At 73.7% G+C, this 16960-nt stretch carries 13 protein-coding genes and 1 riboswitch; of the genes, 12 read left to right on the forward strand and 1 reads right to left on the reverse strand.

Annotated elements, in window-relative coordinates:
• Positions 1–8: 8 nt before the first annotated feature.
• From G3I78_RS20040 to cobI, 8 genes are all read left to right on the forward strand, one after another.
• Entirely contained in the window at positions 9–230 is a 222-nt protein-coding gene (locus G3I78_RS20040) for a hypothetical protein (protein WP_164426452.1), read from the forward strand.
• Positions 231–358: 128 nt separating this feature from the next.
• A riboswitch (cobalamin riboswitch) is annotated at positions 359–502 on the forward strand.
• A gap of 97 nt (positions 503–599) precedes the next feature.
• On the forward strand, positions 600–1544 hold the full coding sequence (locus G3I78_RS20045) for a cobalamin biosynthesis protein (RefSeq protein WP_164426454.1): 945 nt from the start codon (positions 600–602) through the stop codon (positions 1542–1544).
• Entirely contained in the window at positions 1541–3049 is a 1509-nt protein-coding gene (locus G3I78_RS20050; RefSeq protein WP_164426456.1) for a cobyric acid synthase, read from the forward strand. Before G3I78_RS20045 ends, G3I78_RS20050 begins: the two co-directional genes overlap by 4 nt.
• Entirely contained in the window at positions 3046–6702 is a 3657-nt protein-coding gene (cobN, locus tag G3I78_RS20055; RefSeq protein ID WP_164426458.1) for a cobaltochelatase subunit CobN, read from the forward strand. The genes G3I78_RS20050 and cobN overlap by 4 nt, the downstream gene beginning before the upstream one ends.
• Positions 6699–8738: a putative cobaltochelatase gene (locus G3I78_RS20060; protein ID WP_164426460.1), complete on the forward strand. Its 2040-nt coding sequence runs from the start codon at positions 6699–6701 to the stop codon at positions 8736–8738. Before cobN ends, G3I78_RS20060 begins: the two co-directional genes overlap by 4 nt.
• Entirely contained in the window at positions 8738–9337 is a 600-nt protein-coding gene (gene cobO, locus G3I78_RS20065; RefSeq protein ID WP_164426462.1) for a cob(I)yrinic acid a,c-diamide adenosyltransferase, read from the forward strand. Before G3I78_RS20060 ends, cobO begins: the two co-directional genes overlap by 1 nt.
• Positions 9334–10686, forward strand: a complete 1353-nt coding sequence (locus G3I78_RS20070) for a cobyrinate a,c-diamide synthase (RefSeq protein ID WP_164426464.1) — start codon at positions 9334–9336, stop codon at positions 10684–10686. Before cobO ends, G3I78_RS20070 begins: the two co-directional genes overlap by 4 nt.
• Positions 10683–11414: a precorrin-2 C(20)-methyltransferase gene (gene cobI, locus G3I78_RS20075; RefSeq protein ID WP_164426467.1), complete on the forward strand. Its 732-nt coding sequence runs from the start codon at positions 10683–10685 to the stop codon at positions 11412–11414. The genes G3I78_RS20070 and cobI overlap by 4 nt, the downstream gene beginning before the upstream one ends.
• Positions 11415–11437: 23 nt before the next feature.
• Here the strand turns inward: cobI and G3I78_RS20080 are convergent, their stop codons facing one another.
• Positions 11438–12166, reverse strand: coding sequence for a ZIP family metal transporter (locus G3I78_RS20080; RefSeq protein WP_164426469.1), 729 nt, complete (start codon positions 12164–12166; stop codon positions 11438–11440).
• Between the two features lie 110 nt (positions 12167–12276).
• Between G3I78_RS20080 and cobM the strand changes: the two genes are divergently transcribed.
• From cobM to cobC, 4 genes are all read left to right on the forward strand, one after another.
• On the forward strand, positions 12277–13113 hold the full coding sequence (cobM, locus tag G3I78_RS20085) for a precorrin-4 C(11)-methyltransferase (RefSeq protein WP_164426471.1): 837 nt from the start codon (positions 12277–12279) through the stop codon (positions 13111–13113).
• 67 nt (positions 13114–13180) lie between these two features.
• Entirely contained in the window at positions 13181–14863 is a 1683-nt protein-coding gene (gene cobJ / locus G3I78_RS20090; protein WP_164426473.1) for a precorrin-3B C(17)-methyltransferase, read from the forward strand.
• An 88-nt stretch (positions 14864–14951) separates the two neighbouring features.
• Positions 14952–15878 carry a sirohydrochlorin chelatase gene (locus G3I78_RS20095; protein ID WP_164426475.1) on the forward strand — a complete coding sequence of 309 codons (927 nt, stop codon included), beginning with the start codon at positions 14952–14954 and terminating at the stop codon, positions 15876–15878.
• The gene (gene cobC / locus G3I78_RS20100) at positions 15868–16932 is read left to right on the forward strand and encodes an Rv2231c family pyridoxal phosphate-dependent protein CobC (RefSeq protein WP_164426477.1); all 1065 of its coding nucleotides are present in this window, start codon (positions 15868–15870) and stop codon (positions 16930–16932) included. Before G3I78_RS20095 ends, cobC begins: the two co-directional genes overlap by 11 nt.
• The last annotated feature ends 28 nt before the right edge of the window (positions 16933–16960 follow it).

Raw genomic sequence — 16960 nt, forward strand, 5'->3', positions numbered from 1 at the left:
AACCCACCATGCAGATCGACTGGGAAGCACTCGGCTCCGTCTTCGGCGTCAGTCTCGTCGTCACCGTGGCCCTCGTGGCCCTGTTCACCCTCGGCATCATGGGCCTGTCCCGCCAGGAGCGGGCCACGGCCCAGGGCGGCTCGGCCGCTCTCGCGGTCACCGGCGCCTACGCCTGCTTCGCGGCGTGCGCGGCGGCGGTGGCGTACGGGATCTATCTGATCGTGGCCTGACGGCATCGACCGACCGACGGCCGGGCGGGTACGGGACAGCGTGTTCCGTACCCGCCCGGCCGTCCGTCCGCCCGCGCCGGTGTGGGGTTCTGCACACTCCCCCGCCGCAGGTCAACAGCAAGTTGACTGCCCTACGGGTGCGTGGTGGACTTCCGGGGCCATGTACGGCGGCAGAAGAGGAAGCCGGTGCGAATCCGGCGCGGTCCCGCCACTGTCACCGGGGTAGCAATCCCCGGGAGCCAGGAACTCTCGCCGCCGGTCTCGTCGAACCAGGGCGCGGACACCCTGAGTGAGGACACAACGCGATGCTCGCCTGCCGATCGACCCGCAGCACCAGGCTCCTGCCCGACCCCGCGATCGGCTGAACCGGTGCGTGCCGATCGCGTCTTCGCGTACGGCGCCGCCGCCGGCCTCCTCGGTGACCTGCTGCTCGGCGATCCTCGCCGGGGGCATCCGGTCGCCGCGTTCGGACGGGCCGCCGGAGCCGTGGAGCGGGTGCTGTGGCGGGACCACCGGGGTTCCGGCGTCCTGCACACCGCCGTGTGTGCCGGGAGCGCGGTGGCGCTCGGGGCCCTGGCGCAGCGAGTCGTACGTCCGTCCCGTACCGCTTCCGTGGCGCTGACCGCCGCCGCCACCTGGGCCGTCGTGGGCGGCACTTCGCTCGTCCGGGAGGCCCGGACCATCGGGCGGGCGCTGGAGGCCGGGGACGTCGAGGCCGCCAGGGAACGGCTGCCGCATCTGTGCGGGCGCGATCCGCAGGCCCTCGACGCGGACGGGATCGCCCGGGCCGTCGTGGAGTCGGTCGCCGAGAACACCTCCGACGCCGTCGTGGGGGCCCTCGTGTGGGGGGCCGTCGGCGGGGTGCCGGGGCTGCTCGGGTTCCGGGCCGTGAACACGCTGGACGCCATGGTGGGACACAAGTCGCCCCGCTACCGGCGGTTCGGGTGGGCCTCCGCCCGGCTCGACGACCTCGCCGGGTGGCCGGGGGCGCGGCTGACCGCCGTACTCGCGGCCGTGGCCGGGGAGAGTCCGCGGGGTGCCGTGCGGGCCTGGCGCGAGGACGCGCGGAAGCATCCGAGCCCCAACGCCGGTCCGGTGGAGGCCTCGTTCGCGGGGGCGCTCGGGGTGCGGCTGGGCGGGACGCTCTCGTACGCGGGGCGGGTCGAGCACCGGCCGGTGCTGAACGGACAGGGGCGCGCCGTCGCCTCGTACGACATCGAGCGCGCCGCACGGCTCTCGCGGCGCGTCGGGCTGCTGGCGCTCGGTGCCGGCGCGGTCGCCGCGCGGCTGGCCGGGAAGGGACGTACGGCATGAGCGGGGGGCTTCTCGTCGCGGGTACCACCTCCGACGCGGGCAAGAGTGTCGTCACCGCCGGGATCTGCCGGTGGCTGGTGCGGCAGGGGGTCGCGGTCGCGCCGTTCAAGGCGCAGAACATGTCGCTCAACTCGTTCGTGACGCGCGAGGGCGCGGAGATCGGGCGGGCCCAGGCCATGCAGGCGCAGGCCTGCCGGGTCGAGCCGACCGCGCTGATGAATCCCGTGCTGCTCAAGCCCGGTGGCGAGCAGAGCAGTCAGGTCGTGCTGCTCGGCAAGCCCATCGGGGAGCTGAGCGCCCGCGGGTACCACGGAGGGCGGCAGCAGAAACTGCTCGGGACCGTGCTCGACTGTCTGGCCGAACTGCGGGGCACGTATGACGCGGTGATCTGTGAGGGGGCCGGCAGTCCCGCCGAGATCAACCTGCGGCGGACCGACATCGTCAACATGGGCATAGCCAGGAACGCCGGGCTGCCCGTGCTGGTCGTCGGTGACATCGACCGCGGGGGCGTGTTCGCCTCCTTCTTCGGGACCGTCGCGCTGCTCAGCCCCGAGGACCAGGCGCTGGTCGCCGGGTTCCTCGTCAACAAGTTCCGCGGGGACGTGTCCCTGCTGGAGCCCGGCCTCGACATGCTCCACGGGCTCACCGGGCGGCACACCTACGGCGTTCTGCCCTTCCGGCACGGACTCGGGATCGACGAGGAGGACGGGCTGCGGGTCTCCCTGCGGGGCACGGTCCGGGAGTCGAACACGGCGCCGCCCGTCGGGGAGGACGTGCTGCGCGTGGCCGTCTGCGCGATCCCGCTCATGTCCAACTTCACCGATGTCGACGCCCTCGCCGCCGAACCCGGTGTCGTGGTGCGGTTCGTGGACCGGGCCGAGGAGCTGGCCGACGCCGACCTCGTCGTCGTTCCCGGAACTCGCGGCACCGTCAGGGCACTTGAGTGGCTGCGTGAGCGGGGGCTCGCGGCCGCCCTGAAGCGCCGGGTCGCCGAGGGGCGGCCCGTCCTCGGGATCTGCGGCGGGTTCCAGATCCTCGGCGAGCGCATCGAGGACGACGTCGAGTCGCGCGCCGGGGCGGTCGACGGCCTCGGGGTGCTGCCCGTGCGGGTGCGGTTCGCGCGGGAGAAGACCCTGACGCGGCCCGTCGGCAAGGCCCTCGGGGAGCATGTCGAGGGGTACGAGATCCATCACGGGGTCGCCTCCGTCGGCGGGGGCGAGGCCTTCCTGGACGGGTGCCGGGTGGGCCAGACCTGGGGCACGCACTGGCACGGTTCGCTGGAGTCGGACGGGTTCCGGCGGGCCTTCCTGCGCGAGGTGGCGGCCGCCGCGGGACGCCGGTTCGTGCCGGCCCCCGACACCTCGTTCGCCGCGCTGCGCGAGGAACAGCTCGACCGGCTCGGCGACTTGATCGAACAGCACGCGGACACGGACGCGCTGTGGCGGCTCATCGAGTCGGGCGCGCCGCGAGGACTGCCCTTCATCCCACCGGGAGCGCCCGCATGAGCACAGTGTTGTTGTTGTCGACCGCCGACACCGATCTGCTGGCGGCCCGGGCCGCGTCCGAGGCCTCGTACCGGATCGGAAACCCGACCCGCGTCGACGTCTCCGCGGAGCTGCCGGCGCTGGTCGAGGGCGCCGACATCGCCGTCGTACGGCTGCTCGGCGGCAAGCGGGCCTGGGAGGACGGGCTCGCCGCGCTGAAGGCCTCCGGCATCCCGACCGTGCTGCTCGGCGGCGAGGCCGTGCCGGACGCCGAGTTGATGGCCGAGTCGTCGGTGCCCGCCGGTGTCGTGGCGGAGGCGCTGAAGTACCTCGTCGAGGGCGGGCCCGCGAACCTCACGGAGCTGGCGCGGTTCCTGTCCGACACCGTGCTGCTGACGGGCGAGGGGTTCGTGGAGCCGCGGAAGATGCCGGAGTACGGCGTCCATGGCTCGTACGCGTCCGAAGCGGGCCGCCCGACCGTCGGTGTGCTCTTCTACCGGGCCCATGAACTCAGCGGCAACACCGCCTTCGTGGACACCCTGTGCGAGGCGATCGAGGCGCGGGGCGCCAACGCCCTTCCCGTGTACTGCGGTTCGCTGCGCGGGGCCGACGCCGGGCTCTTCGAGCTGCTGGCCGGGGCGGACTGCCTGGTCGCCACCGTGCTGGCCGCCGGTGGCGCGCACGCCTCGCAGGCCTCGGCCGGCGGTGACGAGGAGGCCTGGGACGTGGGGGCGCTGGCCGACCTCGACGTGCCCGTCCTGCAAGGGCTTTGCCTGACGACGTCCAGGGCGGCCTGGAGCGCGTCCGATGCCGCCCTCTCCCCCATGGACGCGGCGATGCAGGTCGCGATCCCGGAGTTCGACGGGCGGCTGATCACCGTGCCGTTCTCGTTCAAGGAACAGGGCCCGGACGACGTGCCGGTGTACGTGGCCGACCCGGAGCGGGCCGCGCGGGTCGCCGGGATCGCCGTACGGCACGCGCGGTTGAGGCACCAGCCGAACGCGGAGAAGAAGCTCGCGCTGGTCTTCACGGCGTATCCGACCAAGCACTCGCGGGTCGGCAACGCGGTGGGTCTGGACACGCCCGCTTCGGCGGTCCGGGTGCTGGACGCGCTCTCCCGGGCGGGCTACTCGCTCACCGAATACCCCTCCGACGGCGACGAGTTGATCCACCGGCTCATCGCGGCCGGTGGCCATGACGTGGAGTGGCTGACCGAGGACCAGCTGGCGTCGGCGCCCGCGCGGGTGCCGCTCGCCGACTACCGGGCGTGGTTCGACGAGCTGGACCCCGCGCTCCGGCAGGCGATGGTGGACGCGTGGGGTGAGCCGCCGGGGTCGCTGTACGTCGACGGGGACGACATCGTGCTGGCCTCGCTCCGGTTCGGGAACGTCGTCGTGATGATCCAGCCGCCGCGCGGCTTCGGGGAGAACCCGATCGCGATCTACCACGACCCGGACATGCCGCCGTCGCACCACTACATGGCCGCGTACCGCTGGCTGGACCACTCCTTCGGCGCCGACGCGATCGTCCACATGGGCAAGCACGGCACGATGGAGTGGCTGCCGGGCAAGGGGCTCGGTCTCAGCGGGAGTTGCGCGCCGGACGCGGTGCTCGGTGAGCTTCCGCTGATCTATCCGTTCATCGTCAACGACCCCGGCGAGGGCACCCAGGCCAAGCGGCGCGGACACGCCACCGTGGTGGACCATCTGGTGCCGCCGATGGCGCGGGCCGACACCTACGGCGATCTGGCCAAGCTGGAGCAGCTGCTGGACGAGTACGCGCTCGTCTCCGATCTGGACCCGGTGAAGGCCCCGGCGGTGCGGGCGCAGATCTGGACGCTGGTGAAGGCGGCCGAGCTGCACCACGACCTGCATGTCGACGAGCAGCCGGACGACGCGGCGTTCGACGAGTTCGTGATGCACATCGACGGCTATCTGTGCGAGATCAAGGACGTCCAGATCCGGGACGGGCTGCACGTCCTCGGCGGCGGGCCGGTCGACGAGGCCCGGGTCAACCTCGTGCTCGCCGTGCTGCGGGCCTCTCAGGTGTGGGGCGGCCGGGCGAACGCGCTGCCCGGGCTGCGGGCCTCCTTCGCCGCCCGTTTCGGGCTGGACGAGAAGGAGTTGCTGGCCGAGCCGGGGGCGCCGGTGAAGGTGCCCGCGGAGCTGACCGCGCTGGTCGAGGGGCCCTCCCGGTCGGCCGCCGACGCGGTCGACCTGCTGGAGCAGCTGTGCCGGCGGGTCGCGGAGGGCATGGAGGCGCGGGACTGGGACGTCTCGGTGGTGCCGGCCGTTCTGAGGGAGGTGCTCGGTTTCGAACTCCCGGACGGTGCAGCCGTGTTGGAGTTCGCCTGTACCGAGGTCGTGCCCCGTCTGGAGCGGACCGGCGACGAGATCGACCACATCCTCAAGGCGCTGGACGGCGGTTACGTCCCCGCCGGTCCGTCCGGCTCCCCGACCCGGGGGCTCGTCAACGTCCTGCCGACCGGCCGGAACTTCTACTCCGTCGACCCCAAGGCCATTCCGTCCCGGCTGAGTTGGGAGGTCGGGCAGGCGCTCGCCGACTCGCTGGTGCAGCGGTATCTCCAGGACACCGGCGAGTACCCGAAGTCCGTCGGCCTGACGGTCTGGGGCACGTCCGCGATGCGCACCCAGGGCGACGACATCGCCGAGATCCTGGCGCTGCTGGGGTGCCGTCCGATGTGGGACGAGGCCTCGCGGCGGGTGACCGGGTTCGAGGTGATCGGCCTGGCGGAACTGGGGCGGCCGCGTGTCGACGTCACGGTCCGGATCTCCGGCTTCTTCCGGGACGCGTTCCCGCACGTGGTCGGGCTCATCGACGACGCCGTGCGCGAGGTGGCCGGGCTGGACGAGCCCACCGACCGCAACTTCGTCAAGGCGCACGCCGACGAGGACACCGCCGAGCACGGCGACCGGCGGCGCGCGACGGCCCGGATCTTCGGCTCCAAGCCGGGCGCGTACGGGGCCGGTCTGCTGCCCCTGATCGACGCCCGCAACTGGCGTTCGGACGCCGACCTCGCCGAGGTGTACGCGGTGTGGGGCGGCTACGCCTACGGGCGCGGGCTGGACGGGCGGGCGGCGCGCGGGGACATGGAGACGGCGTTCCGGCGGATCAATGTCGCGGCGAAGAACGTCGACACCCGCGAGCACGACCTGGTCGACGCCGACGACTACTTCCAGTACCACGGCGGCATGGTCGCCATGGTGCGGCACCTGACGGGCACCAACCCCGAGGCGTACGTGGGTGATTCGGCCACGCCCGACCAGGTGCGGACGCGGACGCTGGGCGAGGAGACCCACCGGGTCTTCCGGGCCCGGGTGGTCAACCCGCGCTGGATGGCGGCCATGCGGCGGCACGGCTACAAGGGCGCCTTCGAGATGGCGGCCACCGTCGACTACCTCTTCGGCTACGACGCCACGGCCGGGGTGGTCGACGACTGGATGTACGAGAAGCTCAGCGCGGAGTACGTCTTCGACGCGGAGAACCGGGACTTCATGAAGAAGTCCAACCCCTGGGCGCTGCGGGGCATCACGGAACGGCTCCTGGAAGCCGCCGACCGTGGGCTGTGGGCCGAGCCGGACGCGGAGACGCTGGAGCGGCTGCGGGCCACGTACCTGGAGCTCGAGGGCGACTTGGAAGGTGACGAGAAGTGAGTACCCCGTTTCCGTTCACGGCCGTCGTCGGCCAGGACGACCTGCGGCTCGCGCTGCTGCTGAACGCCGTGTCGCCGGCGGTCGGCGGTGTGCTGGTGCGCGGTGAGAAGGGCACGGCCAAGTCGACGGCGGTGCGCGCGCTCTCGGCGCTGCTGCCGACCGTGGACGTCGTCGCCGGCTGCCGGTTCTCCTGCGATCCGGCCGCGCCCGACCCGGCCTGCCCGGACGGTCCGCACAACCCGCCCGGGGCCTTCGAGTCCCGTCCGTCGCGGATGGTCGAGCTGCCGGTGGGCGCCTCCGAGGACCGGCTGGTGGGCGCCCTGGACATCGAACGGGCGCTCTCCGAGGGCGTGAAGGCCTTCGAGCCCGGGCTCCTCGCGGACGCGCACCGCGGCATCCTCTACGTCGACGAGGTCAACCTCCTCCACGACCACCTGGTCGACCTGCTGCTCGACGCGGCCGCGATGGGGGCGTCGTACGTGGAGCGCGAGGGCGTCTCGGTGCGGCACGCCTCGAAGTTCCTGCTCGTCGGCACCATGAACCCCGAAGAGGGCGAGCTGCGGCCGCAGTTGCTCGACCGGTTCGGGCTGACCGTCGAGGTCGCGGCCTCCCGGGAGCCCGACCAGCGGGTGGAGGTCGTGCGGCGCAGGCTCGCGTACGACGACGATCCGGCGGGTTTCGCGGCGCGTTGGGCGGACGAGGAGTCGGCGGTACGGCAACGGATCGTCGCGGCGCGGGAGTTGCTGCCGTCGGTGCGGCTGGGCGACGGGGCGCTGCGGCAGATCGCGGCGACCTGCGCGGCCTTCGAGGTGGACGGGATGCGGGCCGACATCGTCATGGCCAGGACCGCGACCGCGCTGGCGGCCTGGGCCGGGCGGACCGATGTGCTCGCGGAGGACGTGCGCCAGGCCGCGCTGCTCGCGCTGCCGCACCGCAGGCGCCGTAATCCCTTCGACGCGCCGGGACTCGACGAGGACAAGCTCGACGAGACGCTGGAGGAGTTCGGCTCCGAGGACCCCGGGGACGCGGAGGACTCGGAGGGCGGCTCCGGGAACGACGACGAGCCCGATCCGGACGGGCCGGGCGGGGGTGGCGGGCAACCGCCGGCGTCCGACGGGCCCGAGGCCGACGGGGGGTCCGGTGCGCGGCCCGAGCAGGAGTACGGGGACAGTGGTGAGCCGCAGGGCTCCGGCGCCGGCGCGGGCGAGCAGTCCGCCGTACGGGCTTCCGAGCCCTTCCGTACCAAGGTGCTCAGTGTGCCGGGGCTCGGGGACGGGGCCGCCGGGCGGCGGTCCCGGGCGCGGACCGAGCACGGTCGCACGACCGGTGCCCGGCGGCCCCGCGGGGCGCTCACCAAGCTGCATCTGGCGGCCACCGTGCAGGCCGCGGCGCCGCATCAGCGGGCCCGGGGGCGGTCGGGGCGCGGGCTCGTCGTGCGGCGGGACGATCTGCGGCAGGCGACGCGGGAGGGGCGCGAGGGGAACCTCGTGCTGTTCGTCGTGGACGCCTCGGGGTCGATGGCGGCGCGGCGGCGGATGAGTGCCGTGAAGGGTGCGGTGCTGTCGCTGCTTCTCGACGCGTATCAGCGGCGGGACAAGGTGGGGCTCGTGACGTTCCGGGGCTCGGCCGGGGAGGTGGCGCTGCCTCCGACCTCGTCGGTGGACGCGGCGGCCGCCCGGCTGGAGACCCTGCCGACCGGGGGCCGGACTCCGCTGGCGGCCGGGCTGCTGCGGGCGCACGAGGTGCTGCGGGTGGAGCGGTTGCGGGATCCCGCGCGGCGGGCGCTGGTCGTCCTGGTGACGGACGGCCGGGCCACCGGCGGACCCGAGCCGGTCGCGCTGGCCGGGCGGGCGGCTCGGCTGTTCGCCGCCGACGGGGTCGCCTCCGTCGTCGTCGACTGCGAGTCCGGGCCCGTGCGGCTGGGGCTCGCCGGGCAGCTCGCGGGTGAACTGGGCGGTACGGCGGTGACGTTGGACGAGTTGCGGGCCGACTCGATCGCCGGATTGGTGAAGGACGTACAGAGGAGGGCCGCGTAATGCCGCAGGGACAGCCGAGTGTGGTGCCGGACGACGGGCTGACGACCCGTCAGCGTCGTAACCGGGCGCTGGTGATGGTGCACACGGGGATCGGGAAGGGCAAGTCGACCGCCGCCTTCGGGCTCGCGCTGCGGGCCTGGAACCAGGGGTGGCCCGTCGGGGTGTTCCAGTTCGTCAAGTCGGCGAAGTGGAAGGTCGGCGAGGAGAACGCGCTGCGGGTGCTGGGGGCGTCCGGGGAGGGCGGCTCCGTCGCCTGGCACAAGATGGGCGAGGGGTGGTCCTGGGTCCAGCGGGACCAGCAGCTCGACAACGAGGAGAAGGCCCGGGAGGGCTGGGAGCAGGTCAAGCGGGACCTCGCCGCGGAGACCTACCGGCTGTACGTGCTCGACGAGTTCGCCTATCCGCTGCACTGGGGGTGGGTGGACACCGACGAGGTGCTCGATGTGCTGCGGCACCGGCCCGGGAACCAGCATGTGGTGATCACGGGCCGTAACGCGCCGGAGAAGCTCGTCGACTTCGCCGATCTCGTCACCGACATGTCCAAGGTCAAGCACCCCATGGACGCCGGGCAGAAGGGGCAGAGGGGCATCGAGTGGTGAGTACTTCCGTCCCTCGGCTGGTCGTCGCCGCGCCGGCCTCCGGCAGCGGGAAGACCACCGTCGCCACGGGGTTGATGGCCGCGTTCGCCTCGCGGGGGCTCGCCGTGTCCCCGCACAAGGTGGGGCCCGACTACATCGATCCCGGGTACCACTCGCTCGCGAGCGGGCGGGTGGGGCGGAATCTCGACGCGTACATGTGTGGGCCGGAGTTGGTGGCTCCGCTGTTCCTGCACGGTGCGCGGGGGTGTGACATCGCCGTCGTCGAGGGGGTGATGGGGATGTTCGACGGGGCCGCCGGGGAGGGCGAACTGGCGTCCACCGCCCATGTCGCCAAGCTGTTGCGGGCGCCGGTGGTGCTGGTCGTCGACGCCTCGTCGCAGTCGCGGTCCGTGGCGGCGCTGGTGCACGGGTTCGCGTCCTGGGATCCGGAGGTCCGGGTCGGCGGGGTGATCCTCAACAAGGTCGCCTCCGACCGGCACGAGGACATGCTGCGGGAGGCGCTGGAGTCGGTCGGGGTGCCGGTGCTCGGGGTGTTGCGGCGGGTGGCTCAGGTGGACACGCCGTCGCGGCATCTGGGGTTGGTGCCGGTCGCCGAGCGGCGGGCCGCCGCGGTGGACGCGGTCGCGGCGATGGCGGAGCAGGTGCGGGACGGGTGTGATCTCGAGGCACTGATGCGGCTGGCGCGGGGGGCCGGGGAGTTGGACTGCGGGGCCTGGGACGCGGGTGAGGCGGTGACTTCCTCGCCCTCGCCGGTCGTCGCCGTCGCCGGTGGGCCCGCCTTCACCTTCTCCTACGCCGAGCACACCGAACTGCTCACCGCGGCCGGCGCCGAGGTCGTCGCCTTCGATCCGCTGCGGGACGAGCAACTGCCCCACGGGACGGCCGGGTTGGTCATCGGGGGCGGTTTCCCCGAGGTCTACGCCGCCGAGCTGTCCGCCAACGAACCGCTGCGCAAGGCGGTCGCGGCTCTCGCGGAGACCGGCGCTCCCGTCGCCGCCGAGTGTGCCGGGCTGCTCTATCTGTGCCGGGACCTCGACGGGCAGCCCATGTGCGGGGTGCTGGACGCGTCCGGTCGGATGGGTGAGCGGCTGACGCTCGGGTACCGGGACGCCGTCGCCGTCAGTGACAGTGTGCTCGCCGTCGCCGGGACGAGGATGCGGGGGCACGAGTTCCATCGGACCGTCGTCGAGCCGGGGGCCGGGGACACGGCCGCGTGGGGGGTCCGGGTGCCCCGGCGGCGGCTCGAAGGGTTCGTGCAGGGCGGGGTGCACGCCAGCTATCTGCATACGCACTGGGCCGCCGCGCCCGGTGTCGCCCGTAGGTTCGTGGAGAGGTGCCGGACGTCATGAGCAGCAGGCTGACCGGGGTCGGGGTCGGGCCCGGCGATCCGGAACTGGTGACCGTCAAGGGCGTCAACGCCCTGCGCGCCGCCGAGGTCGTCGTCGTACCGGTGATGGACACCCTGGAGCGGGGGCGGGCCGAGGCGACCGTTCTGCACTACGTGTCCGGGGACAAGGTCGTCCGGGTCGTCTTCGCGCTCAACGAACGGAGCGACCACGCGCGGCGCGAGGCCGCCTGGGACGCCGCCGGTGAGCGGGTCGCCCAGCTGCTGCGCGCCCACGGCTCCGTCGCGTTCGCCACCATCGGCGACCCCAACGTGTACTCCACCTTCACCTACCTCGCCCAGACCATCGGCGAGTTGCTGCCCGGCACCGTCGTGGAGACCGTGCCCGGCATCACCGCCATGCAGGACCTCGCGGCGCGGTCGGGGGCCGTCCTGACGGAGGGCACCGAGCCGCTCACCCTCGTCCCCGTCACCGCCGGGGCCGCCGTCCTCAAGGACGCCCTCAGCGGGCCCGGCACCGTCGTCGCCTACAAGTTCGGTCGGCAGGCCGCCGAGGTGGCCGAGGCGCTCAGGGAGACCGGGCGGATCGAGGACGCCGTATGGGGATCGGCGCTCGGTCTCGACGGCGAGTCCATCCGGTCGGCCGCCGAGCTCGACGGGACCCCGCTGCCGTATCTCTCGACCCTCATCGCGCCCGCCCGGCGCGACGGCACCCGGGGCGGGAAGCTGTGAGGCCCTTCAGAGCCACGGCCGGGTCAGCCCGCCAGGCCCACCACCAGCCAGATGAAGCCCACCCCGGCGACCGTGCACAGCAGGGTCGAGCGGGCGGGGTGTTCGTGGTGGGCCTCGGGGAGGATCTCGGCCGCCGCGAGGTAGAGGAGCGCGCCGCCGAAGAGGCCGAGATAGCCGCCGAGCAGGGGCTCCGGGATGGTCACGAAGGTCGTGGAGGCGGCGCCCAGGACCGGGGCCACCGCGTCCGCGAACAGCATGGTCAGCGCTTTGCGGCGGGCGTTCCCGTACAGGCTGGTGATCGTGTAGGTGTTGAAGCCGTCCGCGAAGTCGTGGGCGACCACGGCCAGCGCGACCGCGGTGCCCATGCCGCCGCCCACCTGGAAGGCCGCGCCGATCGCCACGCCGTCCATCGCGCTGTGGCCGACCATCGCGCCGGCCGCGGTCAGGCCCACCTCGGGGACCCGGCCGTCGTGCTCCTCGCCGCCGTGCGCGGCCTGGCGGGCGGCCAGCAGGCGTTCCACCAGATGGGCCAGCAGGAAGCCGGCCACGAACAGGAGCAGGGCCGCGGGGACGCCGAAGACCTCGTCGCCAGCCGCGTGCAGCGCCTCCGGCAGCAGGTCGAGGCCGACCACACCGAGCATCAGGCCGCCGGCCAGGCCCAGGACCAGGTGACGGCGGTCGGTGACCCGCTGTGCCGTCCAGCCGCCGGCCAGCGTCATCAGGAACGCGCCGAGCGCTACGAAGACCGCCATAGGCCCTTGGTATCCGATCAAGGGGCCTTCACGCACATCCGGCTGCTCGGCACACCTGCCCCCATCCAGCCGCACCGACGCCGTCCGTACCCGTAGGAGGACCGATCCCCATGGCCGATGCCCCCACCGGCAAGGTGACCTTCGTCGGTGCCGGTCCCGGCGCCGCCGATCTGCTGACGTTCCGGGCCGCGCGGGCCATCGCCGAGGCCGACGTCGTGATCTGGGCCGCGAGCCTGGTGCAGGCGGAGGTCCTCCAGCACGCGCGTGCGGGCGCGGAGATCCTCGACTCGGCGACCATGTCGCTGGAGGACGTCGTAGCCGTGTACGAGCGGGCCCACGAGCGGGGTCTGCGGGTCGCCCGTATCCACTCCGGCGACCCTGCCCTGTGGGGCGGCACCCAGGAGCAGCTGGACCGGTGTGCGCGGATCGGCGTGGAGACCGAGGTGGTGCCCGGGGTCTCCGCCTTCTCGGCCGTGGCCGCGCTGGCGCAGCGTGAGCTGACCGTTCCCGAGGTCGCGCAGTCCGTGGTGCTGACCCGGCTCGGTGGCGGCAAGACGCCGATGCCGCCCGGCGAGGAGGTCCGGGAGTTCGCCAGGCACGGCACCACCATGGCGGTCTTCCTGTCGGCGGCGCGCAGCGGACAGCTGGTGCGGGAGCTGCTGGAGGGCGGCTATCCGACCTCCACCCCGGTCGTCGTCGCCTACCAGGCGACCTGGCCGGAGGAGCTGATGGTGCGGTGCACGATCGGCACGCTGGAGGAGACCGTCAAGGAGCACAAGCTGTGGAAGCACACGCTGTTCCTGGTCGGCCCGGCGCTGTCCGCCGAGGGCACCCGCTCGCACCTGTACCACCCAGGTCACTTCCACGGGTACCGCAAGGCGGACCCGGAGGCCCGGCGGGCACTGCGCGCGCGGGGCGCTCAGGGCACGCAAGGGGCGGGCACATGATCCGGCTCGTCGTCGGACCTCCGCGCCTCCACGCCCGAACCCCCGTCTCCCATGAAGGAGTTGCCCAGTGATCGGCCTCATTTCCGCCACCGCGGCGGGGGCGGCGGCGCGCGACCGGCTGGCCTCGGCGTGGCCGGAGCGCACGCGGGTGTACGACGGTCCCGTGGCGGACGCCGTGCGGCGGGCGTTCGCGGAGTGCGAGCAGCTCGTGTGCTTCCTGGCTACGGGCGCGGTCGTACGGCTGCTCGCTCCGCTGCTCGGCGACAAGGCGTCCGACCCGGGGGTGGTCTGTGTCGACGAGGGCGGGCGGTTCGCCGTGTCGCTGGTCGGCGGGCACGGCGGCGGGGCCAATGAACTCGCCCGCGAGGTCGGGGAGTTGCTGGGTGCCGAGCCGGTGGTGACGACGGCGACCGACGCGGTGGGGGTGCCGGGGCTCGACACCCTCGGGCTGCCGGTGGAGGGCGCGGTGGCCGCCGTGTCGCGGGCGCTCCTGGACGGTGAACCCGTGGCCCTGCGCGACGAGTCGGGCTGGCCGCTGCCTCCGCTGCCGGTCACCGGCGAGGGCGCGTACGGCATCCGGGTCACGGACCGGCTCGTCGAGCCCTCCGAGCGGGAGGTGGTCCTGCGTCCGCCCACCCTCGTGGTCGGGGTGGGCACCTCCAGGGGTGCGTCGGCCGAAGAGGTGCTGGAGCTGATCGAGGGCGCGTTGCGCGAGGCCGGGCTGTCGGTGCGCAGTGTCGCCGAACTCGCCACCGTGGACGCCAAGTCAGAGGAGCCGGGCATCGTGGCGGCCGCCGAGCGGCTGGGCGTTGCCCTGATCACCTACCCCGCCGGGGAGTTGGCCGCCGTCGAGGTGCCCAACCCGTCCGCCGCGCCCCTCGCCGCGGTGGGCACCCCCTCGGTCGCCGACCCCGCCGCGCTGGCCGGGGGCGGTGAACTCCTCGTGCCCAAGCGGAAGTCGGCGGCCCGGCCCGCCATGGCGACCTGTGCTGTCGTACGGCGTCCCGCGCGCGGCCGGCTCGCGGTCGTCGGACTCGGCCCGGGCGCCCGGGACCTGTTGACGCCCCGCGCGAAGGCGGAGCTGCTGCGGGCCTCGGTGCTGGTCGGGCTCGACCAGTACGTCGACCAGATCCGCGATCTGCTGCGGCCCGGCACCCGGGTCCTGGAGTCGGGGCTCGGGGCCGAGGAGGAGCGGGCGCGCACGGCTGTCGAGGAGGCCCGCAAGGGGCACGCGGTCGCGCTCATCGGCAGCGGGGACGCCGGGGTGTACGCGATGGCCTCCCCCGCGCTCGCCGAGGCCTCCGACGACATCGACGTGGTCGGTGTCCCGGGGGTGACCGCGGCGCTCGCGGCGGCCGCGATCCTGGGTGCCCCGCTGGGCCACGACCACGTGTCCATCAGCCTCTCCGACCTGCACACCCCGTGGGAGGTCATCGAGCGGCGGGTGCGGGCGGCGGCCGAGGCGGACCTCGTGGTCACCTTCTACAACCCCCGTTCCCGGGGCCGGGACCGGCAGCTGCCCGAGGCGCTGTCGATCCTCGCCGGGCACCGGGAGCCGACGACGCCGGTCGGGGTCGTACGGAACGCGTCGCGGCCGGACGAGTCCGGTCGGCTGACGACACTGGCCGCTCTCGACCCGGCGACGGTCGACATGATGACGGTGGTGACCGTGGGCAACACGGCGACCCGGAACATCGCGGGGCGCATGGTGACGCCACGCGGCTATCGCTGGCAGGAGGACGTGCGGTGAACTGGGTGCCCCGTGTGGTCCGTCCGACCGTCCCCGCCGGGCCCGGCGCCCGGCCGTTCCACCCCGTTGCCGATCCCGAGGAGAAACCGTGACCACCCCGCCGCCCGCCCTGCTCATCGCCGGTCACGGCACCCGGGACGAGGCCGGAGCCGAGGCGTTCCGCGGCTTCGTCCGGGAGCTGGGGGCCCGCCATCCCGGTCTGCCCGTCGCGGGCGGCTTCATCGAGCTGTCCTCGCCACCGCTGGGCGACGCGGTGACCGAGCTGGTGGGGCGCGGGGTGCGCCGGTTCGCCGCCGTACCGCTGATGCTGGTGTCGGCCGGGCACGCCAAGGGGGACATCCCGGCGGCGCTGGCCCGGGAGAAGGAGCGGCACCCGGGGATCTCGTACACCTACGGGCGTCCGCTGGGCCCGCACCCGGCGCTGCTGAACGTGCTGGAGCGGCGGCTCGACGAGGCGCTGGGTGCCGTGGGGGGCCGTACCCCGATGGACCGGGCGGCGGTGACCGTGCTGCTGGTGGGGCGGGGTTCGACCGATCCCGACGCCAACGCCGAGGTGTACAAGGCGGCCCGGCTGCTGTGGGAGGGGCGCGGGTACGCGGGCGTGGAGACGGCGTTCGTGTCGCTGGCGGCGCCGGACGTGCCGAGCGGCCTGGACCGGTGCGTGGCGCTGGGGGCGCGGCGGATCGTGGTGCTCCCCTACTTCCTGTTCACCGGGATCCTGCCGGAGCGGGTGCGGCACCAGGCGGAGGGCTGGGCGGCCGCGCACCCGGAGGCCGAGGTGCGCGCGGCGGAGGTCGTCGGTGCGGCGCCGGAGCTGTTCGACCTGGTGAGGGAGCGGTACGACGAGGCGGTCCGGGGCGATCTGCGGATGAACTGCGACTCGTGCGTGTACCGCGTCGCGCTGCCCGGGTTCGAGGACAAGGTGGGGCTGCCGCAACAGCCGCACTTCCATCCGGACGACGACGGCCGTCACCACCACGGCCACCACCACGGCGGACACGCCCATGCGCACTGACGGGGCCCACGATCTGCGGCACCACGGGGACGCCGAGGTCCGCGACGACGGTTCGGCGCTGGTCGACCTCGCGGTGAACGTCCGCGCGGACACGCCTCCGCCGTGGCTGCGGGAGCGGATCGCCGCCTCGCTGACCGGGCTCGCCGCCTATCCCGACGGGCGTTCGGCGCGGGCGGCGGTGGCGGCCCGGCACGAGCTGCCCGTGGAGCGGGTGCTGCTGACCGCGGGGGCGGCCGAGGCCTTCGTGCTGCTCGCCCGCGCCCTGACGGTCCGTCACGCGGTGGTGGTGCACCCGCAGTTCACCGAGCCGGAGGCGGCGCTGCGGGACGCGGGGCACGCGGTGGACCGGGTGCTGCTGCGGGCGGAGGACGGCTTCCGGCTCGATCCCGCGGACGTTCCCGAGGGCGCAGACCTGGTGGTGATCGGCAATCCGACCAATCCCACCTCGGTGCTGCACCCTGCCGCCACGATCACCGAACTGGCCCGGCCCGGGCGGACGTTGGTGGTGGACGAGGCGTTCCTGGACGCGGTGCCCGGTGAGCGGGAGGCCCTGGCGGGGCGAACGGACGTGCCGGGACTGGTAGTTCTGCGCAGCCTGACCAAGACCTGGGGGCTGGCCGGGCTCCGGATCGGCTATGTCCTCGCGGCGCCGGAGACGATCGCCGGGCTGGAGCGGGCCCAGCCGCTGTGGCCGGTGTCCACGCCGGCGCTCGCCGCGGCCCGTGCCTGCATGGAGCCGCGGGCCCTGGCGGAGGCCGCCCACGCGGCCCACCGGATCGCCACCGACCGGGCCCATCTCGTCGCCGGGCTGCGGGAGTTCGCCCCGGACGGGCTCCGGGTGGCCGAGCCGGCCGAGGGCCCCTTCGTCCTCGTACGGCTGCCGAACGCGGTCGCCGTACGACGGCATCTGCGCGACCTCGGTTTCGCGGTGCGGCGCGGGGACACGTTCCCGGGGCTCGATGATCAGTGGCTGCGGCTCGCGGTGCGGGACCGGGCGACGGTGAACCGTTTCCTCCAGGCACTGGACCAGGCACTGCTGTTGGCAAAGGACTGATGACCCGGGCTTTCCACGAGCGAAGTCG

Source organism: Streptomyces sp. SID13726 (genome assembly GCF_010548375.1).
GTDB lineage: Bacteria > Actinomycetota > Actinomycetes > Streptomycetales > Streptomycetaceae > Streptomyces.

Excerpts from the sequence above, each read along its gene's own strand:
- cobO (WP_164426462.1), top strand. The coding sequence starts at position 8,738 with ATGCCGCAGGGACAGCCGAGTGTGGTGCCGGACGACGGGCTGACGACC.
- cobC (WP_164426477.1), top strand. The coding sequence starts at position 15,868 with ATGCGCACTGACGGGGCCCACGATCTGCGGCACCACGGGGACGCCGAG.
- G3I78_RS20080 (WP_164426469.1), bottom strand. The coding sequence starts at position 12,166 with ATGGCGGTCTTCGTAGCGCTCGGCGCGTTCCTGATGACGCTGGCCGGC.
- cobN (WP_164426458.1), top strand. The coding sequence starts at position 3,046 with ATGAGCACAGTGTTGTTGTTGTCGACCGCCGACACCGATCTGCTGGCG.
- cobM (WP_164426471.1), top strand. The coding sequence starts at position 12,277 with ATGGCCGATGCCCCCACCGGCAAGGTGACCTTCGTCGGTGCCGGTCCC.
- G3I78_RS20040 (WP_164426452.1), top strand. The coding sequence starts at position 9 with ATGCAGATCGACTGGGAAGCACTCGGCTCCGTCTTCGGCGTCAGTCTC.
- G3I78_RS20050 (WP_164426456.1), top strand. The coding sequence starts at position 1,541 with ATGAGCGGGGGGCTTCTCGTCGCGGGTACCACCTCCGACGCGGGCAAG.
- cobI (WP_164426467.1), top strand. The coding sequence starts at position 10,683 with ATGAGCAGCAGGCTGACCGGGGTCGGGGTCGGGCCCGGCGATCCGGAA.